Here is a 22,895-nt window from a genome sequence, read left to right on the forward strand (position 1 = left end):
CGTGCGACGCCACTAGACTGCTCAGCGGCTTTTCAGGCGGTTGTCCTAGCATGGCTGACGATCTCGACCATCTGCCCCGGCTCATTTATCCGCTGCGTGCGTGCGGCATGGCGTTGGGCTCGCTGGTCGTGCTGGTGGTGCTGCACGAACGGCAGTCAGGTCCCTTGCCCTGGGCGCTCGCCGTGTTCTGCGGCTTCGTCTGGCCGCACCTGGCCTGGTGGCTGACGCGGCGCAGCGCGGCGCCGGGGCAGGCAGAGTTGCGCAATCTGCTGATCGACTCTGCCATGGCGGCGCTGTTCGTCCCGCTGATGCACTTCAACCTGTTGCCCAGCGTGCTGCTGGTCACGCTGTGCCTGCTCGACAAGATCGCCACCGGCATTCGCTGGCTGTGGCTCCAGTCGCTGCCGGGCATGCTGTTGGCCGGTTTGCTCGGACTGTGGATGACGGGGGCGGCGGTGTCGCCGCAGACCAGCATGCGCGTGATCGTCGCCTGCCTGCCCTTGCTGGTGCTGCACACCTTGTCGGTGAGCCTGTCCAGCCATGGGCTGATCCGCAGGATCTCGCACCAGAACCGCCTGCTGGACGAACTACGCCGGTTCGATCCCCTGACCGGGTTGTACGCCCGCGCGTACTGGGAGCAGCAGGTCGAACTGGCGCTGCTGCGGCATGCGGCCGATGGCGAGTCGGCCTGCCTGCTGATGCTGGACGTCGATGATTTCAAGTGCATCAACGACCGCTGCGGCCACACGGTCGGCGATGACGTGCTGCGTGCACTGAGCCTGATCATGCGCGCCAACGTGCGCGGCAGCGACTGCGCCGGGCGCTACGGCGGCGACGAGTTCGCCATCCTGCTGCGCGGCGCCGACCTGGCGCAGGCACAGGAGATCGCGCAGCGCATCCGCTCTGCGGCCGAAAGGCACCGCCTGCGCGACCACCCGGACCTGTGCTTCACCAACAGCATCGGGATCGCCGAGATCTGCGCTGACTTCAAGGATCCACGCGCTTGGGTGGCTGCTGCAGATGCCGCGCTGTACGAGGCCAAGCGCGCAGGGCGCAACCGGGTGGAGGTCCGGCCACTGGGGCGCGCTGTGCCGGTGCCTACGCCAGCCTGATCGTCCCGGCGTCGGCACGGGGGCTCTACCGGGGTTGATGCGGGTCGTCCTGCCGATGGCTTGGCGGCTTCTCGCCGCCACGCTGCCGGATCAGCTTCCAGACCACGATGACGATGAAGACGGCGAACAGCAGCCAGTTGATGGGTTCCATGGATCTCTCGTTGGGTTGAAGGCAAGGGTGGGCGCAGCGCTGGCCTGGGCTTGCATCAGTCCGCCAGCGCCTCGTAGGCCAGATTGCGTAGGCGCACCCAATAGCCTGCCGCGCGGACATAGGCCGCAGGTGGTGTCTGAAACAGCACGATGCCGAACATCTCCCGCTGCGGGTCGACCCAGAAGTAGGTGCCAAGCAATCCGTTCCAGGTGTAGTCGCCCACGCTGCCGCGGATCGCGCTGCGGCCCTCGTCGGTGCGCACCATGAAGCCCAGGCCGAAGCCGTTGCCCGCCTCACGGCGCACATCCACGACCGGGAACTTGGTGCTGGTGCTGTGCATGTCAGGCGACAGCTGGTCGCGGGTCATCTGTTCGACCGATTCGCGTGACAGGATGCGCACGCCGTCCAGTTCGCCGCCATTCAGGAGCATCTGGCACAGGCGGGCGTAGTCATGGGCGGTGGACACCAGTCCGCCGCCGCCGGACTGCCACGAGGGCATGCCGACGTCTCGCAGCACCGCGGGCTTGCCGGTCGCAGGGTCGGTGCCGGCCGCGGCGACCCGCGCCAGCTGGGCCGGATCGCGCAGCGTGAAGCCGCTGTCATGCATGCCGAGCGGGCCGAAGATGCGCTGCGCGAAGAAGCGTTCCAGTGTCATGCCGCTGACCACTTCGACAAGGTGGCCCAGCAGGTCGGTCGACATGCCGTAGTCCCAGGTCGTACCAGGCTGGTTCTGCAGCGGCAGGCGCGCCAGCTTGGCGGCCATGTCGGCGTTCGACTGGCCTGGGTCCGTGACTTTCGCCGCGTTGTAGCGTTCCTTGATCAGCGACTTGCCGATGAAGCCGTAGGTCAGACCCGAGGTGTGGCGCATCAGGTCCAACACCGTCATTTCGCGCCGCGCGGGTTCGAGCCTGAGGCTGGCCTGGCCAGTGGCATCGGTCGTCGGCACGCCGACCATCAGATCCTTGAAGTCCGGCAGATGGCGCGAGACCGGGTCCTCCAGGCGGAGCCGGCCGTCTTGCACGAGCACCATGGCGGCAATGCTCGTGACGGGCTTGGTCATCGAGGCCATGCGGAAGATGGTGTCGTGGGTCATCGCCGCGCCCGTCGCCGGATCGCGCGCCCCGAAGGCTTGCAGATAGGCGATCCGGCCCCGGCGTGCGAGCAGTACGACGGCACCGGGGATGTCCTGCCGGCTAATGCCTTCCTCGATGGCGGCGGCAAGGGGCGCGAGGCGTTCACTTGCCAGGCCCGCTGCTTCGGGCGTGGCTGCCGGTTGCAGCGCCGGGGCGTGGCCCGGCGCCAGCAGGCCCAGGGCCAGGGCACAGATCGACACGTAGAGACGCAAGGACATGGCGATTTCCTGTGATGCGGGCGTGCATTCTCGCCAAACGGTCGCGCGGCGCCCTACAGCTGGAACGCCACCGCCAGCAGCAGCCCCTCGGCCACATCCTGCACCAGTCCTGGCGCTTCTGGCGCATACGCGCGCCCAAGTGAGCGCTGCGCATCGATCCACTGCGCCATCCAGGCGATCTCATGCGCGCCGTAGAACACCACGCCGGCCTCGTGGTTCAACAGCAGGCTGCGCAGGTCCAGGTTGATCGAGCCGCCCAGCGCGAACTGCTCGTCCACCACCACCGCCTTGGCATGCGACATCGTGGGCAGCAGGTGGAACATCACACCGGCTTCGGCCAGGTCGCGCATGGCGCGGCTGCGCGCGAAATCCGCCAGTCGGTGGTTGGACTCCGCAGGCAGCACGATGTCCACCTCCACGCCACGGCGGGCCGCGCGGCGCAGGGCGTCGCGCAGTGCATCGTCGGGAATGAAGTAAGGCGTGGCGGCCAGGATGCGGTGTTCGGCGCGGTAGCACGCGTCGATCAGCAGCGCATGGGCCGTGTCTTCGGCCTGGTCGGGCCCGCTGGGCAGGAACTGGGCCTGCGCCGCGCCGACCGGGGCAGTGGCGGCCACCACGCGGCGTGGCGTGGTCTGGCGCACGGCCGCCCAGTCCCGCTCGAACTGCCAGGCGGCGGCGCTGGCGACGGGGCCTTCGATGTCGAAGCTGAGGTCGGTCCAGGCCGGTTTGTCGGCATCGCCCTCGAAGTACTCAGCGGCCAGGTTGCGCCCTCCGCTCCACAGCCAGTGGTCGTCCGCAATGACCAACTTGCGGTGGTTGCGCAGGTTGCGCGGGCCCGTGTTGCGCAGGCCCAGGAACGGGCGGAACACCACGACATCGCCGCCGGCCTCGCGCAGCCGGTCGAAGTGGCGGCGCGGCAACTGCAGCGCGCCGAAGCCGTCGAGCAGCACGCGCACCGAGACGCCGGCCTGGGCACGCTCGACCAGGCGGCGCACCACCTCGTCGCCGAAGGCATCGCGGCCGATGATGAAGGTGCACACGTCCAGCCGGTGCCTGGCCTCGGCGATCACGGCCCACAGCGCTTCGCGGGCGGCGGCGCCATTGGCGTGGAAGCGCGACAGGTTGGGGCTGGGCGGCGCGAGTTCGCAGCCGTCCAGCAGGTCGGCCGCCCAGTGCGCGAAGCGCGGCGTGCGGTTGCCGCGCAGCCGGGGCCGGCCGGCTGGCCGCAGCTTGCGCCGGCCGAACAGCAGGAACAGCGGCAGCATCACATAGGGCAGCAGCGCCAGGCCCATGACCCAGGCGATGGCCGTGGTGGGCGCGCGCGGCTGGCGGCGCGCGCGGTTGGTCAGCACGTAGACCAGCACGGCCAGCGCCCCGAACAGCAGGTGTTGCGAGACGCTGGGCAGCCAGGCCATCAGGGCGTGGGCCACGCCGTGTGCCGCCGGCGCCTCGTCAGCTTCCCCAGACTTCTTGTGCGGTCTCGACCACCAGCCGCAACTTGTCGCGCTGGGCCTGCACGGCGATGTTGTTGCCGTGCACGGTGCTGGAGAAGCCGCACTGCGGCGACAGGGCCAGCTGCTCCATCGGCGCGTAGCGGGCCGCCTCGTCGATGCGGCGCTTCAGGTCGTCCTTGCTCTCCATCTCGCCGAACTTGGTGGTCACCAGGCCCAGCACCACGGTCTTGCCCTTGGGCAGGTAGCGCAGCGGCTTGAAGTCGCCCGAGCGGTCGTCGTCGTATTCGAGGAAGTAGGCGTCCAGGTCCATTTCCTTGAGCAGCGCCTCGGCCACGGGCTCGTAGTTGCCGGCCGCCGCGTGCGTGCTTTTGAAGTTGCCGCGGCACAGGTGCATGGCCAGCAGCATGCCCTTGGGCTTGCGTGCCACGACCTTGTTGACGAAGGCGGCGTAACGGTGCGGCAGCTCGTTGGGGTCGTCACCACGCTGGCGTGCGGCCTCGCGCATCTTCTCGTCGCACAGGTAGGCCAGGTTGGTGTCGTCCATCTGCACGTAGGTGCATCCGGCGTCGGCCAGCGACTGCAGCTCTTCGCCATAGGCCTGGGCCACGTCGTCGTAGAACGCCGGCTCCAGCTCGGGGTAGGCCTCCCGGCTGATGCCGGCGCGGCCGCCGCGGAAGTGCAGCATGGTGGGCGAGGGGATGGTGACCTTGGGCGTGCGACCGGCAGCCACCTGGCTCTTCAGGTACTGGAAGTCAGCCAGCTGGATGTTCTTGACGTGGCGCACCTTGTCGATCACGCGCAGCACGGGCGGGGCCAGCTCTTCCGTGCCGTCCGGCTTCTTGATGGTGACCGGGATGTCGGTCTTCACGCCGCCCAACTGGTCCAGGAAATCGATGTGGAAATAGGTGCGGCGGAACTCGCCGTCGGTGATGCTCTTGAGGCCCACGTCCTGCTGGAACTGCACGATCTCGGTGATGGCCTTGTCTTCGACCTTACGCAGTTGCTCGGGCGTGATGGCGCCCCTGGCCTTCTGCTCGCGTGCCTCCAGCAGGTAGGCAGGGCGCAGAAAGCTGCCGACGTGGTCGTAGCGGGCGGGTAGCTGGATCATTCTTCCTCCGTTGGGGCAATGCGGTGGTGCAGGCGCCCAGGGCGGTCGACGGGGAAGGGGCGGGCGCTTGCGAGAAGGCGGGCAGTGTACGTCTGGCGAGGGGCTCTGCCGCCGATATCCCCCAAGGGGTGGCCGCCATGGCGAAGGCAGTGCGTTCAGGCGATGGCCCGCAGCTTCACGAACGCCAGCGCCGCCATCACCGCATCGCTCACCGCGTCGTGCGCGGGCCGCTGCGGCAGCTCCAGGTCGCCCATCAAGGTGGCAAAGCGCAGGTCCGTATAGCCATGCCGCTGCTCGGGCGGGCGCTGCCGGTTCACGTGGTCGTAGTACATGGCCGAGACCTCGATCTGTGGCTGCGGCAAGGGCGTGCCCAGCAACGGCTGCACAACGCGGTTCAGCATGGCGACATCGAACTCCAGGTAGTAGCCCACCAGCGTCCGGGGGCCGATGAAGTGCAGCAGCTGGCGCACCGCGTCCTCTGCGGGCAGGCCCTGCGCAAGGTCCTGCTCGCGCAGCTGGTGGATGCGCACGCTGTCGGCGGACGGCTTGCGCAATGCCGGCTGGACCAGCAGCTCCAGCCGCTCACTGGTCATCACTCGGTTGCCGCGGATGCGCACGGCGCCGATGGCGACGATCTCGTCGCGTTGGCGGTCCAGGCCCGTGGTCTCGCAGTCCAGCGACACCCATTCGTCGGGCGGCGCTGTGTCCCACAGGAAGCGGAAGTGCGGGTCTTTCAATCGCCGCCGGCCCCACCAGCGCCTGAGGGCCGGGCCCCACTGCGCGACGGGTGGGCGGTCGAACGGTTGCATCAGATCTGGTCGAGGTGGAAGCGCGAGCGCAGGCTGCGGCGAAAGCGCTTGACGACGTCGAGCGTGTCCTTGAGCAGGTCGCGCTCCAGGCTGGACAGGCGCCGCAGGTCGACCCGGCCGCTGACGGCATGGCCCGTGTCCATCTCGTGCAGCCCGGCCTTGAGCTTGAGGTCCATGAAGAAGTGCAGGCTGTCCAGCACGTCGTTGGCCTGGGCGCGCTCCATCTGGCCGGCCATGACCAGCGCGTCCAGCCGCGCGGCCGTGCTGGTCTCGGGCACGCCGGCGCGCAGCGCCAGGCTGCGCACGCCATGCACGATGGGAAACAGGCCCTGTTTCTTCAGGTCCACGCCCTCGCGCTCGGGCTGGTCGCGGGCCAGGAGCCGGCTCCACCAGTGCGCGTCTTCGGCGGCGAACTGCTCGACGGCCGACGCAAAGCGGGCCAGCATCGCGTCGTGGTCGGTGGCCAGCGCGAAAAGCCGCGCGCGCACTTCGGCCAGTAAGGCCGCGTCGCCGCAGACGGCGTGCGCATCCAGAAAGATGGCCAGCGCCATCAAGTGCTCGCCCGTGGGCTGCAGCAGCCAGCCGCGCGCGCGTTCGGCGAACTCGGACACCATGCCGCGCCAGGCCGGGTTGGAAAGCATCACGCCGCCAGCGCAGGGCGGATAGCCGAAGCTCGCCAGTGCTTCGGAGAAGCGCGCGCACAGCGCCGGCAGGTCGTCGGGCGCCGCATAGCCGTTGCGCAGCAGCAGGCCGTTGTCCTGGTCGGTGCGCAGCAGCTGCTCGCCACGGCCTTCGCTGCCCATCACGAAGAGGCAGCTGTTGGCCACCAGGTCGGCCGGCGCAATGAGCTGCCAGGCACGCTCGAACAGCCGTGCGTTGAGCGCCTGCACCAGGCTGGCGATCTGGCCCACGCGCGTGCCGCCACGTGCAAGCAACGCCACCAGCCGCGTGATGTGCTCGGCCGCGCGCGCCAGCGTGGGCAGGTCGCCGGCCTCGGCGATGTCGCGGCTGATCAGGTAGGAGTGGTTGGACAGGAAGCTGAACAGGTCCAGCGCCTCCAGCACGCCGACGATGGTGCCGGCGCCGAGCGCGTCCAGCACCACGGCGCGGTGCACCTTGTGGCGCACCATCACCGTCAGCGCATCGCCCACCGGGTCGCTGGCGCGCACGGTGACGAGCTCGAAGCTGGCCACCTCGCGCAGCGGCAACCGGTCCAGCGGCCGGCCGTCCAGCACGGCGCGCTGCAGCGCGTTGGCCGTGAACACGCCGTGGCGCCCGCCGTCGCGCACCAGCACGGTGTTGGTGCGCTTCTCGCGGAACAGGCGCACGGCCGACAGCACGTCGGCGTCGGCGTCCATGAACACCGGCTGGCGCAGGTAGGCCTCGTCCACGCGCGCCAAGGTGAGCGACTGCAGCTCGTGCCGGCTCTGGCGCTCGGCAATCGCGCCCAGTTTGTTCGACAGGTCGGAGAACAGCAGCGCCCCGAACGTGGCGTTACGCGCGATCAGCTCGTTCACGGCAGCGTGGGCGAGCTGGTAGGCCAGCACCTCTTCTGCCGCCACGAAGCGGCTGCTGGCGCGGCCGGCCACCAGCGCGCGGCCGTCGAAGCTGTCGTCGGGCCCGTAGCTGGCCACGGCCTGCTGGTCGTCGCCGGGCTCGAATTGCTGCACGAAGCCTTTGATCACCACGAACAGGTGCGTGGGCGCCTGGCCGCTGGCCAGGACGGTCTCGCCCGCGCGGAAGTAGGCAATGTCGACCTGGTCGCGGACCAGGGCCTGTTCGGCCGGCGTCAGGCAGTCGAAAGGCGACGCTGCGAAGTTGAAGGCGGTCGGCATGGGCGGACAGGGCTGCAGATGGCCGTCGCATTGTGCGAGTGGCCCACGTGGCCGGGTTGGCTGCGCATCAATCCGTTGCGATTGCGTTGCAGCGCGCGGGTGCGTGGTGGTTGGCGCGGGACAGCACAGCCACTTCACGCAACAATGAGCTTGCAGCCAGAACATGGTGCCTGGCGACAGCGGCCGCAGCCTGGAAGGCGCGGTTGTGACGACGTGAAAGCACACAGGAGTCCGCCCGCATGACCGAAAGCGACTGGAAACGCCTCTTGCGCCAGATCCGTGGTGGCTACGTGGTGCCTGTGCTGGGGCCGCAGCTGCTGGCCGGGCCGGACGGGGCGTCGTCGATCCAGCGGGTGGTGGCCGAGCGCCTGCTGGATCTGCACGACGTGCCCGCCGCGCAGCGCCCGGTGCTGCAGCCGTTCCGCGAGCTCAATGCGGCCGTGTCCTGCCTGCTGGCCGGTGGCCGCGCCAAGGCCCAGGCGCTGTATGTGGACGTGGCCGACCTGCACGACGAGATCGCGCGCGACGCCCAACTGCTGCCGCAGCCGCTGCGCCAACTGGCGGCGATCACCGACTTCCGCCTGTTCGTGAGCATGACGCCGGACACGCTGCTGGCCAACGCCCTGGGCGCGCAGCGCGCGGTCGGCGAGGTGGTGCATGCGCCCAAGCTGCCCACCGACGAGTGGCGCGACCTGCCGGAGAACTGGAGCGCGCTGCCGTCCAGCCAGGCATGGGTGCTGTACATGCTGGGCCGCGTGCGGCCGGCGCCGGTCTACGCCATCCACGACGAGGACGTGCTCGAGTACGCGCACAACCTGATGGCGAGCGGCGGCAACGTGCCGGTGAACTTCCTGCGCGCGCTGCAGGACCGCAGCCTGCTGATGCTGGGCTGCGGCCTGCCGGACTGGCTGGGCCGCTTCTTCCTGCGGCTCACGAACAAGGACCGGCTGTCGGAGAAGACGCGCCACGAGTGGCTGGTCGAGGCGCCGCGCACGGCCGAGGAGCATGACGAACTGGGCAACTTCCTCAAGTCGTTCAGCGAGTCCACCGAGTGCCTGGAGCTGCAGTCGCCCGCGGCCTTCGTCGACGAGCTGCACACGCGCTGGATGGCCGAGCGCCAGCCGGTGCCCGCGCGGGCAGTGGCCGCGCCCGAGGTGCCGCACGGCGCCGTGTTCTTCGTGAGCTACTCGCGCGCCACCGATGCCGCCGCCGCCCAGCGCCTGGTGGCGTCGCTGCGCGCGCTGGGTTGCGCCGAGGCCGAGGTCTGGTTCGACCGCGGCGCCATCGAGCCCGGCGAAGACTTCGCGCGCGAGATCATGGGCGGCATCGGCTCGTGCCGCTACTTCCTGCCGCTGCTGTCGCAGGCGGCCCTACAACGCGAAGAGGCCTTCGTGTTCCGCGAGTGGCGCGCGGCGCGCGAGCGCGAACAGGGGCTGAACCGCAGCTTCGTCGTGCCGCTGGTGGTCGATGTGGCCTACGAGCCCGCGCGCTACGGCGGCGGGGTCGTGGACTGGGGCCACCTGCACCTGGGCCATGCGCCGGGCGGCATGCCCGACGAGGCGGCCTTGAAGACGCTGCGGCAGTTGCTGCGCGATGCGCGCAACCCGGCGCGTGCGGGGGCGGCGGCGTGAGCACTGCCGGGCCGCCCCAAGGTGCTCAGCACCGCAGCGCGCAGCGCGAAGGTTCAACAGTGACAGCGCAGATCCAGTCGGCCGACGCCGGCCCCGTGCTGACCGAGCAGCGCCCCTGGCCAGGCCTTGCGCCCTACGACGAGGCCTCGCGGTCCTACTTCAAGGGCCGCGAGCAGGAGTCGCGCCAACTGGCCGAGCTGGTCGAGGCGCATGCGGTCGTCAGCCTGTACGGCAAGTCGGGCCTGGGCAAGAGCTCGCTGCTGCAGGCCGGCAGCTTTCCGCTGCTGCGCGCGCGCGGCTTCCTGCCCGTGCACGCGCGGCTGGACTTCGCCGCGCCGGGCAGCCCCTGGGACCAGCTGCTGCGCCTGCTGCTGGACGCCGCCGCGACGGCGGGCCTCGAATGCCCGGACCCGGCGCCCGGCGAGGGCCTGTGGCAGTTCCTGCACCGGCCCGACTTCGAACTGTGGACGGCCGACAACCACCTGGTGACGCCGGTGCTGGTCATCGACCAGTTCGAGGAGGTGTTCTCGCGCACGGCCGGGCACGGCGCTTCGGCGGCCGTGTTCGACGGCTTGGGCGACCTGGTGGAGAACCGCATCCCGTCGGCCATCGCGTCGGACAAGGCGGCGCTGGCGGCGCTGGACGCGATCCGCTGCCGCTACCGCATCGTGCTGAGTTTCCGCGAGGACTACCTGCCCGACCTGCGCGCCTGGGAGCCGCGCCTGCCCTCGTTGCTGCGCCAGTCCATGCGGCTGCTGCCGATGGCGCGCGCGCAGGCGCTGGACGCGGTCGCGCGCGCCGGCCACGCGGTGCTGGCCGAGGGCGCGGCCGAGGCCGTGGTCGATTTCGTGGCCAGCGCGCCGGCCGGTGGCGGCGAGGCCACGGTCGAGCCTGTGATGCTGAGCCTGTGCTGCACGCAGCTCAACCGGCGCCGGGGCCCGGGCCAACAGATCGACGCCGAGCTGCTGCGCACGGCCGGGCCGAACATCATCGAAGACTTCTACGAGGAGGCCATGCACGGCCTGCCCGACGCGGTGCGCCAGTTCATTGAAGACCACCTGGTGCAGGGCCGTTCGCGCGGCAGCTATGCGCGGGACGACGCCATCGCCCAGGGCTTCATCGACGCAGCGCAGCTCGACCAGTTGACCTCGGTGCACCGGCTGCTGCGCGTGGACCCGGCCGGCAACGTGCCGCGCATCGAGCTGATCCACGACCGCGTGGTCGAGGTGGTGCGCCGGGCGCGCGACACGCGGCGCGCGCGGCAGCAAGCCGACGCCGCACGGCGCGCCGAGGACGCGCAGGCCGAGCAGGCGCGCGAACAGGAAGCCCTGGCACGCCAGCGCCGTGCCAAGCGCTGGATCGCCACGGCGCTGGCCGTGGTCAGCGTGCTGGCCGTGGTGGCGGTGTACTCGGCCTTGCTGGCCAACCGCGCGCGCCAGGGTGCCGTGCAGGCCCGCGAGAGCTCGGATGCGGCGCGGCAGCAGGCCGAGCGCTCGGCCAGCGAATTGGCCGCCGCGCTGGACCGCGCGCGCGAAGCCGAGGCCAAGGCCAGTGCGGAGGCCGCCGCCGCACGCCAGCGCCTGCAGGAGGTGACGCTGCTGGTGCGCTACGGCTGGACCGGCGAGACCAAGGCCTGGCTGATCGACAACGCCGTGCAGGCCGACGCCGCCATCCAGAGCCTGCTGCAGGCCGGCGGTGCGGCGGGCCGTGAGCGCCGGCGCAGCACCACGCTGGAGATCTGGACCAAGGACGCGGACCAGGACAAGGTGCGCAATGCGCTGTCGGAACTGGGCTTCGGCGTGCGCACGCGGCCGGCCCTGCTGCCCGATGCGACCAACGCCGTCTGGTTTGGCACGCCCGTGCCCGTCGACGACGCGAAGCTCGTGGCGCTGGCGCTGATGCGCTCGGGCATCCAGGTGCGCGCCATCCTGCCGCTGCAGACCTATCTGCCCAGCCACACCACGCCGCTGGTGCAGGCCGGGGCGTACCGGGATGCCGGCGTGTGCCCGCCCTACAAGGTGGCGGACGTGATGGCAACGCAGGCGTTCGAGCGCAAGGCGAGCCTGTGCGCGCGCTGAGTGCGCGCTGAGCGCGCCTCAGTGCATCAGCAGGCGGTCCAGCAGCACCGCCACGTGCACCGCCTCGCGCTGCGCGCCGTCGGCGATCTGGTGCCGGCAGCTCGTGCCGTCCGCCACCACGATGGCGTCGGGCTGCTGGCGCACGGCCGGCAGCAGGCTGGCCTCGGCCATCTGCATCGACACCTCGTAGTGGGCGGCCTCGTAGCCGAAGCTGCCGGCCATGCCGCAGCAGCTGCTCTCGATGAGTTCGGGCCTGGCTTGCGGAATCATCTTCAGCACATCGAGGATGGGCGTGACGGCGCCGAAGGCTTTCTGGTGGCAGTGGCCGTGCAGCAAGATGGGCTTTCCGGCGGGCTTCAGCAAGATGGCGAAGCGCCCGGCCTTGGCCTCGCGCGCGATGAACTCCTCGAACAGCAGGGCCTGCTGCGACACCGTAACGGCCTTCTCGCCCAGGCCCATGACCAGCGCCTCGTCGCGCAGCGTGAGCAAACACGAGGGCTCCAGCCCCACGATGGCGATGCCGGCTTGCGCCAGGGGGGCCAGGGCGTCGATCAGCGCCGAGGCTTTGGCGCGCGCTTCGTCCACCATGCCACTGGCCAGGTACGTGCGCCCGCAGCAGTGGTGGCCGCCGGCCTTCTCGACCGTGTGCAGCACGTAGCCGGCGGCCTGCAACACGCGTGCGGCTGCCAGCGCGTTCTGGCTTTCGAACGTGCCGTTGAAGGTGTCGACGAACAGCACGGCCGTCTTCTGGCCGGCCTTGGCTGCGGCCAAGGTGGCGTCGCGGCTCGCGAACATCGATGCATCGCGCGCGCGCCAGAAGGTGTCGCTGCGCCACGCGGGCAGCGAGCGCCGGCTTGAGAGGCCCAGCAGCTTCTCGCCCAGCCACGCCGCGCCCGGCAGCTGGTTGCGCAGGTTCATGAGCCAGGGCAGCCGGCTTGCCGCGTGCGAATAGTCGGGCAGGCGCGCGACCAGCTTGTCCTTGAGCGTGTGGCCGTGCCTGCCCTTGTAGTGGGCCAGGAACTCGATCTTCATCTTGGCCATGTCCACGCCGGTCGGGCAGTCGCGCTTGCAGCCCTTGCAGCCCACGCACAGGTCCATGGTCTCGGCCATGGCCTCGCTCGTGAACGCGTCGGGGCCGAGCTGGCCCGAGACGGCTAGCCGCAGCGTGTTGGCGCGCCCGCGCGTCAGGTGCTGTTCGTCGCGCGTCACGCGGTAGCTGGGGCACATGGTGCCGGCGTCGAACTTTCTGCAGTGGCCGTTGTTGTTGCACATCTCCACGGCCTTGGCGAAGCCGCCCGTGGTGTCGCCGCCGGTGCCGGGCGCGGTCGTCACCTCGGTCACCGGGTCGGCCTGCACGTTCCAGGCCGACCAGTCGAGCACGGGTTTCAACTCGATGCGCTTGTAGGGGCGCGGCGACTCGGGCGGGGGGAAGCGCAGCAGCGCCGCGTCGTCCATCTTCGGCGGGTCGATGATCTTGCCGGGGTTGAACAGGCCGATGGGGTCCAGGTCCTGCTTGATCGCGCGGAAGGCGGCGTTGATCGCAGGGCCGAACTGCCATTCGATCCACTCGCCGCGGCACAGGCCGTCGCCGTGCTCGCCGCTGAACGCGCCCTTGTACTTGCGCACCAGCGCGCTGGCTTCCTCGGCAATGGCGCGCATCTTGGCGCCGCCGTCGGTGCGCATGTCCAGGATGGGCCGCACATGCAGCGTGCCGACCGAGGCATGCGCGTACCAGGTGCCGCGGCTGCCGTATTTGGCGAAGACTTCGGTAAGCCCGTCTGTGTATTCGGCCAGGTGCTCCAGCGGCACGGCGCAGTCCTCGATGAAGCTCACGGGTTTGCCGTCGCCCTTCAGGCTCATCATGATGTTGAGGCCGGCCTTGCGCACGTCCCACAGGTTCTTCTGCGGCGCGTCGTCGGGCATCTGCACCACGCTGCCCGGCAGGCCCAGGTCGCCCATGAGCTCGACCAGCTGGCGCAGCTGCGGCAGCAGCGCGGCCTTTTCGGCACCCGAGAACTCGACCAGCAGGATGGCGGCGGGCTTGCCGATCAGCGCCGTCTCCACCGTGGGGCGGAAGGCCGGGTTGGCCAGCGCCAGCTCGATCATCGTGCGGTCCACGAGTTCGACGGCAGTCGGCCCCAGCTTCACGATGTGCTGGGCCGCGTCCATGGCGGCGTGGAAGGTGGGGAAGTTGACGATGCCCAGCACCTTGGCGCGCGGCAGTTCGCTCAACTTCAGCGTGAGGCTGCGCGTGACGGCCAGCGTTCCTTCGGAGCCGATCAGCAGGTGGGCCAGGTTCACGCTGCCGTCGCTGGTGTACGGCTTTTCGCTCTGGTTGTAGAAGATGTCGAGGTTGTAGCCCGCCACGCGGCGCATGACCTTGGGCCAGCGCGCGGCGATCTCGGCGCTGTGCTGGGCGGCGAGGCGGCGCACGTGGTCCGCGATCTTGGCGGCGCGGCCGGAGAGGCCGGCGACGGGGCCGAAGTCGACCAGCTCTCCGTTCGACAGCCAGGCGCTCGCGCCCAGCACGTTGTGCACCATGTTGCCGTAGGCGATGGAGCGCGAGCCGCATGAGTTGTTGCCCGCCATGCCGCCCAGCGTGGCCTGGGCGCTGGTGGAGACGTCCACGGGGTACCACAGGCCGTGGGGCCTCAGCTGCGCGTTCAGGTGGTCCAGCACCAGGCCCGGCTCTACGGTGGCGGTGCGCGCTTGCACGTTCACATCCAGCACGCGGCGCATGTGCTTGCTGTTGTCGATGACGAGAGCCGCGCCTGTGGTCTGGCCGCACTGGCTGGTGCCGCCGCCGCGCGCGAGCACGGGCACCTTGAGGTCGCGCGCGATGTCGATGGCGATCGCCACGTCGCGCTCGGTCCTGGGCACGAGCACGCCGGCCGGCATGATCTGGTAGATCGACGCGTCGGTGGCGTAGCGGCCGCGCGAGCCCGCGTCGAACAGCACTTCGCCTTCCGTCTCCGCCCGCAATCGGCGCGCCAGCGCCTCGCAGGTTTCGTTGGGCGGCAGCACGGTGCCTGCGGGGAGCAGGGCGCTTGCGGGGTCGATGTGCATGGTGGAGCGTCTCTCGTTTTTATCGGGCAGCCGTGATCGGATAGATCTCGCCGGCGCGCAGCAGGGCCAGCACGGTGTCGCGCTTGCGCAGCACGTGGGCCACCAGCACCTGGCGCAGCGCGGGCGCGTCGCGCGCCTGCAGCGCCGCGACCATCTGCTCGTGCTCCTGCACGGCGTGGGCCCACTTCGCGTCGTCCTGGTTGGTGCGAAAGCGCAGCGACTGCACGCGCGCGTTGATGGAGCGGTAGGTGGTGGCCAGCACCGGGTTACGTGCGGCCTCGTTGATGGCGGTGTGGATGAGTGCGTTGAGCCGGTAGTAGCCCGACAGGTCGCGCCGCGCGTGGCAGGCCAGCATCTCGAAGTGCAGCGCGCGCAGCTCGGCCAGTTCCGCATCCGTGATGCGCTGCGCGGCCAGCTCGCCGGACATGCCCTCCAGCATGGCCAGCACCTCGAAGGTGTTGAGCACGTCGGCCTCGGTCAGCTTGACGGCCACGGCGCCCCGGTTGGGCAGCAGGTCGACCAGGCCCTCGGCTGCCAGCAGCTTGATGGCCTCGCGCAGCGGCGTGCGCGACACACGCAACTGCTCGCACAGCTCGCGCTCGTTGAGCTTGGCGCCGGGCGCGATGCGGCCCTCGACCAGCATGGTACGCAGCCGCGCGGCAACCTGGTCGTGCAGCGCGAGGCGGGAGATTTCGATCACTTCAGCCATGGGTTTCCTCGGATGAATGGATTTTGCATTCAAAAATGAGCGGTGTATTGCGAGGCGTATGAGGGTTATCCATGCCCGTTAAATGTTTTTTGAATGCAAAAATTTGGAAAACACCCTGAGGACCCCTCCATGCTCCAACTCGACATGCATCCCACCGGCCGCCACTTCCTGCAGATTCCGGGGCCCAGCCCGGTGCCGGACCGCATCCTGCGCGCCATGAGCCTGCCCACCATCGACCACCGCGGGCCGGAGTTCGCCACGCTGGGGCGCAAGGTGCTGACGGGCATCCAGCAGATCTTCAAGACGAAACACCCGGTCGTGATCTACCCGGCCTCGGGCACCGGCGCCTGGGAGGCGGCCTTGCTCAACACGCTGAGCCCCGGTGACCACGTGCTGATGTACGAGACCGGCCACTTCGCGAGCCTGTGGAACAAGATGGCCACCAAGCTTGGTGTCGTCACCGAGTTCCTGGCCTGGGAAGGCCGCGACGAGCACCTGCCGAGCGCCGGCAGCTGGCGCCGTGGCGTGCAGGCCGAGCTGATCGAGGCCCGGCTGCGCCGCGACACCGAGAAGAAGATCAAGGCCGTGTGCGTGGTGCACAACGAGACCTCCACGGGCGTCACGTCCGACATCGCCTCGGTGCGCCAGGCCATCGACGCGGCCGGCCACCCGGCGCTGCTGATGGTGGACAGCATCTCGGGCCTGGCCAGTGCTGACTTCGAGCACGACGCCTGGGGTGTGGACGTGACGGTCAGCGGCTCGCAGAAGGGCCTGATGCTGCCGCCCGGCATCAGCTTCAACGCCTTGTCGCCGCGTGCGCTGGAGGCGTCCAAGCGCGCCACGCTGCCGCGCGCGTTCTTCGACTGGGCCGAGATCGTCGAGATGAACAAGACCGGCTACTGGCCCTACACGCCCAACACCAACCTGCTGTATGGCCTGTCGGAAGCGCTGGACATGCTGCTTGCCGAGGGGCTGGACAAGGTCTTCGCACGCCACCAGCGCTGGGCCGCCGGCGTGCGCGCGAGCGTCAACGCCTGGGGCCTGCCGATCCAGTGCGCCGACCCGGCCGTCTACTCGCCCGTGCTGACCGGCGTGATCACGCCCGAAGGGGTGGACGCGGACGCGCTGCGCAAGCTGATCCACGAGCGCTTCGACCTCTCGCTGGGCACGGGCCTGGGCAAGCTCAAGGGCCGCATGTTCCGCATGGGCCACCTGGGCGACAGCAACGACCTCACGCTGGTGGCCATGGTGGCCGGCGTGGAGATGGGCCTGAAGCTGGCGGGCGTGAAGCTGGCGGGCAGTGGCGTGCAGGCCACCATGGACCACTTCGCCAGCCATCCCGCTCCCTCGCCGCTCAAGAACGCTGCCTGAAGCGTCCGTGCCCCTCACGACACCACCGGAGACAACCCTGATGAAAAGACGCTCCCTGATCCAGGCCGTAGGCGCCGCGGCGGCCACGCTCGGCGCCCCGCATCTGTTCGCGCAAAGCTGGCCCACCGGCCCCGTGCGCATCGTGGTGGGGTTCCCGCCGGGCGGCGGTACCGATGCGCTGGCGCGCGTGGTCGCGCAGAAGCTCACGGCCATCTGGGGCCAGTCGGTCATCGTGGAGAACAAGCCCGGCGTGGCCGGTGTGCTGGCGGCTGAATACGTGTCGCAGCAGCCCAGCGACGGCAGCACCTTGCTGATGGCGCACATCAACAGCCATGCGCTGGCGCCCAGCCTGCAGCCCAAGCTGCGCTACGACGCGCAGCGCGACTTCGTGCCGCTGGTGCTGGTGGGCGTGACGCCCAACCTGCTCATCGCAGGGCCGGGGCAGAAGGCGCAGACGCTGAAGGACATCGTGGCGTTGTGCAAGGCCGAGCCCGGCAAGGTCAGCTTCGGCTCGGCCGGTGCCGGTTCGGCCCAGCACCTGGCGCTGGAGATGTTCAAGCTGCAGGCGGGCGTGGACGCCATGCACGTGCCCTACAAGGGCAGCGGCCCACTGCTGGCCGACCTCATGGGCAACCAGATCCAGTACAGCTTCGAGACCATGACGGCCGCCACGCCGCATGTGAAGAGCGGCAAGGTGCTGGCCGTGGCGCAGACGCGCACGCGCCGCGCCAAGGGCCACCCGGGCGTGCCCACCATGCAGGAGCAGGGTTTCGACGGTTTCGAGGCGACGACCTGGTACGGCCTGGCCGGCCCGGGCAAGCTGCCGGCCGCCATTGCCGACAAGATCAATCAGGACGTGAACACGGTGCTGGCCATGCCCGACGTGCAGGAACGGCTGGACACCTATGGCGCGGAAGACGGCGGCGGCTCGCGCGAGAAGTTCCGCGACTTCATCGCGAGCGAGACGGCCAAGTGGGGCAAGGTGGTGCGCGACGGGAAGGTGCGCGTGGACGGCTGAAACTCAGCCGGCGGCCTCGACCACGGCGACCGCGGCGGCCAGGTCTTCCAGCGCCGTGCCCACGGCCTTGAACACCGTGCGCTCGCTGGCCGAGCGGCGGCCCGTGCTGCTGCCGCGCACGAGCGATTCCAGCGTGCCGCGCAGATCTTCTGGTTTGAAGATGCCGCGCGACAGCGGCCCCAGCAGGTCGCCGCTCTTCTGCAGCGCCTCGGGCGTGTCCACGTAGAGGCTGGCGTCCACGAAACAGGCGTCGTCGGTCTCGCGCATGGCAGGCGAGAAGCTGCCGATCAGGTCCAGGTGGCTGCCGGGCCGCAGCCAGGCGCCGTGCACCACGGGCGCGGTGGCCAGCGTGGCGCAGCTCACGATGTCGGCCTGCGCGCACGCGGCGGCCAGGTCGCCGGCCGGCTCGGCCTCGAATCCATCCGCTTGCAGTTGCGCGGCCAGTGCTTGCGCCTGTTGCGGCGCGCGCGCCCAGACGCTCACGTGCGTGATCGGCCGCACGGCCGCGAAGGCCGCCGGCAGCCAGCGCGCGAGCCGGCCGGCGCCGACCACCAGCAGGTGGCTCGCATCCTCGCGCGCGAGGTGGGACGCCGCCAGCGCCGAGGCGCCGACAGTGCGGCGCGCCGTGATCTCGTCGCCATCCAGCAAGGCCAGCGGTACGCCGGTGGCTGCGTCGTGCAGCAGGTAGCTCGCATGCAGCCCCGGCAGGCCGCGCGCGGCATTGCCCGGCGCGATGTTGATGACTTTCACGCCGTAGTGGCGGGCCGTCCACGCCGGCATGATCAGCGAGGTGAAGCCTTCCACCTGGTGCGTGTGGCGCAGCGGCACCTGGCAGCCGGTGGCGAACATGGCGCGCAGGGCTTCGATCACCACGGGAAAGGGCAGGGCGGCGCGCACGGCCGCGGCGTCGAAGTGCTTCATGCCTCGGCCAGGTAGTGCGTCATCTGCACGGCCTCGCCCGGCAGCATGAAGGCGCGCACGGTCGCTTCCAGTTCGTGGTCGGCCATGGTGTGGCGCGCGCGCTGGTGCAGGTAGTCGGCCCAGGACGTGACGATGAAGCGCTCGACGAAGCGCGACGGGTCGGCTAGGTCGCGGTAGATGCGCCAGAACGTGGCGCCGTCGCGCCGCCGATGTGCGCGCATGTGGCTGGCGGCTTCCAGGAAGGCTGTGGCGCGCTCAGGGTCAATGCGGTAGCTGATCTCGATGGCTACGGGGCCGGCTTCGGGCGGCGGCTCGTTGGGCACGTAAAGCTCGTCCCAGGGCGTGGTCTGCGTCACCTCCTGCCGGTCGCCCATGCGCAGCGGGAAGGGCTTGGCCAGCAGCAGGCCGCCGGCCATGCAGGCCGCCGCCACGACCAGCGTGAACGACAGACCGAACAGGTCGGCTGCGGCCCCCCAGAACGCCGAGCCCAGCGCGAAAGAGCCCAGGGCGCACAGCGTGTGCATGGCCAGAGCGCGGGCGCGCACCCAGGGTGGCACGCTGGTCTGCGTGGCGGTGTTGAAGGTGGACATCACCGCCATCCAGGCGGCGCCGCCTGCCACCAGGGCCAGATAGACCAGTGCGGGCCAGGGCGCGAAGGCGGCGATCAGGTTGACCGCGGCGTAGACGACGCAGCCGGTGGCCACGAGCTTTTCGAGCCCGACGCGGTTGCGCAGCCGTCCGATCACCAGGCCCACCAGCACGGCGCCCGTGCCCAGGCAGCCCATCAGCAGGCCGTAGCCGGCCGCGCCCAGGCCCAGCTTCTGCTGGCCGATCATGGGCAGCAGCGCCCACAGGGCCGAGCCCGCGCCGCTGTAGGCCACCGTGCGCACGAGCTGCGCCAGCACGGTTTGCGAATGCCAGGCAAAGCGCACGGCGCTGAGCATGCCGCCCCACAGCCGCTCGGCCGGCAGGCGCGAGGGCGGGTGCGGCTTGGGCGGGTAGCGCCGCACGGCAGCCGCCATGACCAGGGTGCTGCCCACCGCGATCACGAAATTCCAGGCGCCGCCCACGGCCGTGAACACCAATCCCGCCAGCGCCGGGCCGAGCGCCCGCGCCGCGTTGTAGGCGATGGAGACGACGGTGATGGCCTGCGGCAGGTCTTCGCGCGGGATGGAGTCGCCGATGGTCGAGTTCCACGCAGGCGACAGCAGCGCCGTGCAGCAGCCCGCGATGAAGATCATGAACAGCAGCGTGCCCGAAGCGCCGATGCCGGCTAGCAGCAGCACGGCCATCAAGGTGCCGGCGATGGCCTGCACGATGAGCGCGGTCAGGATCAGCTTGCGCCGGTCGGTGATGTCGGCCAGCACCCCGGCCGGCAGCGACAGCAGGAACATGGGCAGGAACACGGCGGTCTGCACCAGCGCCGCGAGGAAGGACGATCCGGTGAGCTCCACCATCATCCAAGCGGCGGCCATGGTCTGCATGGCATTGCCGATGAAATAGATGCCGCCGCTGCTCCACAAGGCCCGGAACTGCTGGTGGCGCAAGGTGGCCCAGATCGAGGGGTTGTGGGGCAGGGGCGTGGCACTCATGGTCGGCAATTGTCCATGCCACGCAGGACCGGTCGCCTGGCGTTGTCGCCTGAGACCGGCGTGACGTATTTCACGAGGCGCTGCCGGCAGGCTTGACAACGCGTCCAGTCGGCAGTCCGCAAGTGGTTGATGTGTATGCAAACGATACGTTGGCATACAAATTGTTAGATATGCATCCTCTTCAACTCAATGGACATATCCATGCGATTCAAGTCAGCTCTTTTCGGCGCCGTCACCGCCTTGACGCTTGCCGGCCCGGCCGTTGCTGCTCCCGTTCAAGTCGGAATCGGCGGCGCCTCTTTCACGCCTGGTTCTGGCTACGGCGTCGACGTCTCAGAACTGCTGTTTCCTACCCTGCTGGATGTGAAGTTCAGTACAGCGACCTTCGCGGCACAAAACTTCACGCTGGCTGCGGCCGGCGCCTCGCGTACGTTCTCGATGGGCACGATCACGCTGGACGAACCGGACTTTCTGTTCGTCTTCGGCGGCATCGAAGCCAACGAGACCGACAACCTGGGGGTTACCGCCAGACTGAACTTTCTCAATCCCTTTGGCGATGTGGTGCGGATCTCAGCCACGGGCATCGCAACCCTGGGCGTCGTCGGCGATGCCGGTGTCGATTTCAGCATCGACTGGTCGCCGGTCGACGTGGCGTTCGGTCACGGCGGTTCCCTGCGCGTCTCGCTTGCGGACATGAGCTTTCGCGCGGCGGGCGCCCAGAACCAGTCGGTCACCGTGACCTACCTGTCCGAGCCTGTCGTGAATGCAGTGCCCGAGCCGGCTTCCCTGGCTCTGATGGGCCTAGGCCTGGTCGGTCTGGCTTCGACTCGCCGCCGCCGCGCCTGAGCACTTGCGCAATCCCGTGAGGCCCGCTTCGGCGGGCTTTTTTTTGCCCTCAGACGGTGGCGGTGTTGGCCGGCATGCGCGTGGCACGCAGCCCCATCCACTGCGCTTCGGCCAGCAGCACAACGGTGACGGCCTGTGCGATCACCCAGGCCATGCCCAGAGAGGTCACGGCGAACAGGCCGCTGGCCAGCAGGGCCGCGCAGGCCGCTGCCCAGCCGAAATTGCCGATGGCCACCAGGCCGATCAACATGCGCGGTGGCGTGGCCGCGCGGGCCATCGCAGCCGCCGCCGCGGCATAGGCCAGCAGGAACAGGCCGGTGCCCAGCAGCAGCCCGGCGGGCAGGCCGGTCAGGCGCGCCAGGGTGTCGGTCAGGCCCACTTGCAAGGTGCCAGTGGCGGCGCAGGACGCGGCGTCGATGGCCATCACGCGATGCAGGAAGCGGGGCGAGGCGAAGAACGAGGACATGGCGAAACTCCTTGGGTTTGCACGCCGAGAGACCATCCCGCGGCGTTGGGCTGCATGGTTGCGCGTGCCGCGCCGCCGGGCCATGACCTCGCAGGTCATGGGCGCGCGGCGGCCGCGGCGCCAGAATCGCCGCCATGCCACATCCTTCTGCGCGATTGCCCGGCGCCCGCGACCCCTTCGGCCTGCACCTGCGCCACTGGCGCCAACACCGGCGCATGAGCCAGCTCGACCTGGCGGGCGAGGCCGAGATCTCCACGCGCCACCTGAGTTATGTGGAAACCGGCCGCGCAGCGCCCAGCCGCGAGATGGTGTTGCGCCTGGCCGAGCGGCTGGACGTGCCGCTGCGCGAGCGCAACGCGCTGCTGATGGCGGCCGGCTTCGCGCCCATGTACCGGCAGCGCGCGCTCGACGACCCGGCCCTGGCCGCCGCGCGGCGTGCCGTGGACCTGGTGCTCAAGGGTCACGAGCCCTATCCCGCGCTGGCGGTGGACCGGCACTGGAACTTGGTGGCCGCCAACGCGCTGGTCCCGGTGTTGATGGCCGGTGCATCTGCCCAGCTGTTGCAGGCGCCGGTCAACGTACTGCGCCTGTCGCTGCACCCTGAGGGCCTGGCGCCGCGCATCGCAAACCTGGCGCAGTGGCGGGCCCACTTGCTCGAGCGGCTGCAGCAACAGACCGCCGCCACGGGCGACCCCGTCCTGCAGGCCTTGCACGACGAACTGGCGGCCTATCCGGTGGCGGACGCGGGCCACGGCGCGGCCGATGTGCCCGGCGAGCTGGCCAGCGTGGCCGTGCCGTTCCAGCTGCGCACGCCGGACGGCGTGCTGAGCTTCATCAGCACGACGACGATCTTCGGCACGCCGGTGGACGTCACCTTGCAGGAACTGGCGGTGGAATCGTTCTTCCCGGCCGATGCGCAGACGGCCCTGGCACTGAACACGTTGGCTGGCCGGTCAGGTCCGGACGCAGGGTGTTGACGGCTGAAAGGCCACGGCGGATGCGGGCCGTGCGCCCCAAAGAGAAAGGGCCCCTCGGGGCCCTCGTGCGTGGTGGCGCAGCGCGCTCAGCGCTGGTCGCGTCGCTTGCCGACTTCGTTGCCGACCAGCGCGCCGGCGGCCGCACCGCCCACAGTGCCCAGCGTGCTGCCGAACACGGCGTTGCCGACGACGCCACCTGCGACCGCGCCGACACCGGTGCCGACCTGGGCGCTGCTGGGGTTGGATGCGCAGCCCGTCAAACCGATCACGGATGCGGTGGTCAGAGCCAGGATGGTCTTGATCATGTCGTTCACCTCATGTTGTTGCGAAGCAGGCTGTAACGGGCCTGTGCCAACACTTTAGGTGGGCGTCGTCCTGCAGCTTGTAGGCATGGACCGCC

19 protein-coding genes are annotated in these 22,895 nt (G+C 69.8%); 7 read left to right on the forward strand and 12 right to left on the reverse strand.

Translation table 11 applies throughout. The features are described 5' to 3' along the window. The first annotated feature begins 50 nt into the window (after positions 1-50). Positions 51-1,112: a diguanylate cyclase AdrA gene (locus tag ASF43_RS01215; RefSeq protein WP_056175542.1), complete on the forward strand. Its 1,062-nt coding sequence runs from the start codon at positions 51-53 to the stop codon at positions 1,110-1,112. A gap of 25 nt (positions 1,113-1,137) precedes the next feature. Here ASF43_RS01215 and ASF43_RS31960 read toward each other — a convergent pair whose 3' ends face one another. From ASF43_RS31960 to ASF43_RS01240, 6 genes are all read right to left on the reverse strand, one after another. Further along, positions 1,138-1,263 carry a hypothetical protein gene (locus ASF43_RS31960; protein ID WP_255358068.1) on the reverse strand — a complete coding sequence of 42 codons (126 nt, stop codon included), beginning with the start codon at positions 1,261-1,263 and terminating at the stop codon, positions 1,138-1,140. Positions 1,264-1,318: 55 nt separating this feature from the next. After that, positions 1,319-2,614, reverse strand: coding sequence for a serine hydrolase (locus tag ASF43_RS01220; RefSeq protein ID WP_056175545.1), 1,296 nt, complete (start codon positions 2,612-2,614; stop codon positions 1,319-1,321). Positions 2,615-2,667: 53 nt separating this feature from the next. After that, positions 2,668-4,044, reverse strand: coding sequence for a phosphatidylserine/phosphatidylglycerophosphate/cardiolipin synthase family protein (locus ASF43_RS01225; RefSeq protein WP_056175548.1), 1,377 nt, complete (start codon positions 4,042-4,044; stop codon positions 2,668-2,670). Between the two features lie 22 nt (positions 4,045-4,066). Continuing rightward, on the reverse strand, positions 4,067-5,176 hold the full coding sequence (locus ASF43_RS01230) for a 5-methyltetrahydropteroyltriglutamate--homocysteine S-methyltransferase (protein ID WP_056175552.1): 1,110 nt from the start codon (positions 5,174-5,176) through the stop codon (positions 4,067-4,069). Positions 5,177-5,331: 155 nt separating this feature from the next. Then, a complete protein-coding gene (locus ASF43_RS01235) occupies positions 5,332-5,985 on the reverse strand; it encodes a 3'-5' exonuclease (protein ID WP_056175553.1) in 654 nt (217 codons plus the stop codon). Further along, a complete protein-coding gene (locus tag ASF43_RS01240; RefSeq protein WP_056175556.1) occupies positions 5,985-7,820 on the reverse strand; it encodes a putative nucleotidyltransferase substrate binding domain-containing protein in 1,836 nt (611 codons plus the stop codon). Before ASF43_RS01240 ends, ASF43_RS01235 begins: the two co-directional genes overlap by 1 nt. Positions 7,821-8,059: 239 nt before the next feature. Between ASF43_RS01240 and ASF43_RS01245 the strand changes: the two genes are divergently transcribed. Continuing rightward, positions 8,060-9,451 (forward strand): toll/interleukin-1 receptor domain-containing protein, encoded by a 1,392-nt coding sequence (locus tag ASF43_RS01245; protein WP_056175558.1) that lies wholly within the window; start codon positions 8,060-8,062, stop codon positions 9,449-9,451. Positions 9,452-9,510: 59 nt separating this feature from the next. Continuing rightward, complete coding sequence (locus ASF43_RS01250; protein ID WP_056175560.1) at positions 9,511-11,529, forward strand: hypothetical protein; 2,019 nt, start codon at positions 9,511-9,513, stop codon at positions 11,527-11,529. An 18-nt stretch (positions 11,530-11,547) separates the two neighbouring features. Here the strand turns inward: ASF43_RS01250 and ASF43_RS01255 are convergent, their stop codons facing one another. Next, positions 11,548-14,595: an FAD-binding and (Fe-S)-binding domain-containing protein gene (locus ASF43_RS01255; protein ID WP_056175564.1), complete on the reverse strand. Its 3,048-nt coding sequence runs from the start codon at positions 14,593-14,595 to the stop codon at positions 11,548-11,550. Between the two features lie 19 nt (positions 14,596-14,614). Next, positions 14,615-15,304, reverse strand: a complete 690-nt coding sequence (locus ASF43_RS01260; protein WP_056175567.1) for a GntR family transcriptional regulator — start codon at positions 15,302-15,304, stop codon at positions 14,615-14,617. 129 nt (positions 15,305-15,433) lie between these two features. Here ASF43_RS01260 and ASF43_RS01265 point away from each other — a divergent pair, with 129 nt between their 5' ends. Together ASF43_RS01265 and ASF43_RS01270 are read left to right on the forward strand one after the other, a co-directional pair. Continuing rightward, the gene (locus tag ASF43_RS01265; protein WP_056175571.1) at positions 15,434-16,675 is read left to right on the forward strand and encodes an alanine--glyoxylate aminotransferase family protein; all 1,242 of its coding nucleotides are present in this window, start codon (positions 15,434-15,436) and stop codon (positions 16,673-16,675) included. 40 nt (positions 16,676-16,715) lie between these two features. Continuing rightward, positions 16,716-17,693, forward strand: a complete 978-nt coding sequence (locus ASF43_RS01270) for a tripartite tricarboxylate transporter substrate binding protein (RefSeq protein ID WP_056175575.1) — start codon at positions 16,716-16,718, stop codon at positions 17,691-17,693. A gap of 3 nt (positions 17,694-17,696) precedes the next feature. On the opposite strand, the gene ASF43_RS01275 is transcribed toward ASF43_RS01270, so the two are convergent. Beyond that, positions 17,697-18,614, reverse strand: a complete 918-nt coding sequence (locus tag ASF43_RS01275; RefSeq protein WP_056175577.1) for an ornithine cyclodeaminase family protein — start codon at positions 18,612-18,614, stop codon at positions 17,697-17,699. Further along, complete coding sequence (locus ASF43_RS01280; RefSeq protein ID WP_056175580.1) at positions 18,611-20,206, reverse strand: MFS transporter; 1,596 nt, start codon at positions 20,204-20,206, stop codon at positions 18,611-18,613. Before ASF43_RS01280 ends, ASF43_RS01275 begins: the two co-directional genes overlap by 4 nt. Before the next feature lie 201 nt (positions 20,207-20,407). On the opposite strand from ASF43_RS01280, the gene ASF43_RS01285 reads away from it, so the two are divergent. Beyond that, complete coding sequence (locus ASF43_RS01285) at positions 20,408-21,052, forward strand: PEP-CTERM sorting domain-containing protein (protein WP_200932401.1); 645 nt, start codon at positions 20,408-20,410, stop codon at positions 21,050-21,052. Between the two features lie 49 nt (positions 21,053-21,101). Here ASF43_RS01285 and ASF43_RS01290 read toward each other — a convergent pair whose 3' ends face one another. Then, positions 21,102-21,518: a hypothetical protein gene (locus ASF43_RS01290; RefSeq protein ID WP_056175585.1), complete on the reverse strand. Its 417-nt coding sequence runs from the start codon at positions 21,516-21,518 to the stop codon at positions 21,102-21,104. A 134-nt stretch (positions 21,519-21,652) separates the two neighbouring features. On the opposite strand from ASF43_RS01290, the gene ASF43_RS01295 reads away from it, so the two are divergent. After that, on the forward strand, positions 21,653-22,495 hold the full coding sequence (locus ASF43_RS01295; protein ID WP_056175588.1) for a helix-turn-helix domain-containing protein: 843 nt from the start codon (positions 21,653-21,655) through the stop codon (positions 22,493-22,495). An 86-nt stretch (positions 22,496-22,581) separates the two neighbouring features. Here ASF43_RS01295 and ASF43_RS01300 read toward each other — a convergent pair whose 3' ends face one another. Beyond that, positions 22,582-22,800, reverse strand: a complete 219-nt coding sequence (locus tag ASF43_RS01300; protein WP_056177975.1) for a glycine zipper 2TM domain-containing protein — start codon at positions 22,798-22,800, stop codon at positions 22,582-22,584. Positions 22,801-22,895: the final 95 nt, after the last annotated feature.

This window comes from Pseudorhodoferax sp. Leaf267 (assembly GCF_001422405.1).
Lineage (GTDB): Bacteria > Pseudomonadota > Gammaproteobacteria > Burkholderiales > Burkholderiaceae_C > Pseudorhodoferax.

Coding starts and splice junctions, on each gene's coding strand:
- ASF43_RS01275 (WP_056175577.1), bottom strand. CDS start 18,614: ATGAAGCACTTCGACGCCGCGGCCGTGCGCGCCGCCCTGCCCTTTCCC.
- ASF43_RS01265 (WP_056175571.1), top strand. CDS start 15,434: ATGCTCCAACTCGACATGCATCCCACCGGCCGCCACTTCCTGCAGATT.
- ASF43_RS01260 (WP_056175567.1), bottom strand. CDS start 15,304: ATGGCTGAAGTGATCGAAATCTCCCGCCTCGCGCTGCACGACCAGGTT.
- ASF43_RS01245 (WP_056175558.1), top strand. CDS start 8,060: ATGACCGAAAGCGACTGGAAACGCCTCTTGCGCCAGATCCGTGGTGGC.
- ASF43_RS01215 (WP_056175542.1), top strand. CDS start 51: ATGGCTGACGATCTCGACCATCTGCCCCGGCTCATTTATCCGCTGCGT.
- ASF43_RS01220 (WP_056175545.1), bottom strand. CDS start 2,614: ATGTCCTTGCGTCTCTACGTGTCGATCTGTGCCCTGGCCCTGGGCCTG.
- ASF43_RS01290 (WP_056175585.1), bottom strand. CDS start 21,518: ATGTCCTCGTTCTTCGCCTCGCCCCGCTTCCTGCATCGCGTGATGGCC.
- ASF43_RS01300 (WP_056177975.1), bottom strand. CDS start 22,800: ATGATCAAGACCATCCTGGCTCTGACCACCGCATCCGTGATCGGTTTG.
- ASF43_RS01280 (WP_056175580.1), bottom strand. CDS start 20,206: ATGAGTGCCACGCCCCTGCCCCACAACCCCTCGATCTGGGCCACCTTG.
- ASF43_RS01270 (WP_056175575.1), top strand. CDS start 16,716: ATGAAAAGACGCTCCCTGATCCAGGCCGTAGGCGCCGCGGCGGCCACG.
- ASF43_RS01285 (WP_200932401.1), top strand. CDS start 20,408: ATGCGATTCAAGTCAGCTCTTTTCGGCGCCGTCACCGCCTTGACGCTT.
- ASF43_RS01295 (WP_056175588.1), top strand. CDS start 21,653: ATGCCACATCCTTCTGCGCGATTGCCCGGCGCCCGCGACCCCTTCGGC.
- ASF43_RS01235 (WP_056175553.1), bottom strand. CDS start 5,985: ATGCAACCGTTCGACCGCCCACCCGTCGCGCAGTGGGGCCCGGCCCTC.
- ASF43_RS01240 (WP_056175556.1), bottom strand. CDS start 7,820: ATGCCGACCGCCTTCAACTTCGCAGCGTCGCCTTTCGACTGCCTGACG.
- ASF43_RS31960 (WP_255358068.1), bottom strand. CDS start 1,263: ATGGAACCCATCAACTGGCTGCTGTTCGCCGTCTTCATCGTCATCGTG.
- ASF43_RS01255 (WP_056175564.1), bottom strand. CDS start 14,595: ATGCACATCGACCCCGCAAGCGCCCTGCTCCCCGCAGGCACCGTGCTG.
- ASF43_RS01230 (WP_056175552.1), bottom strand. CDS start 5,176: ATGATCCAGCTACCCGCCCGCTACGACCACGTCGGCAGCTTTCTGCGC.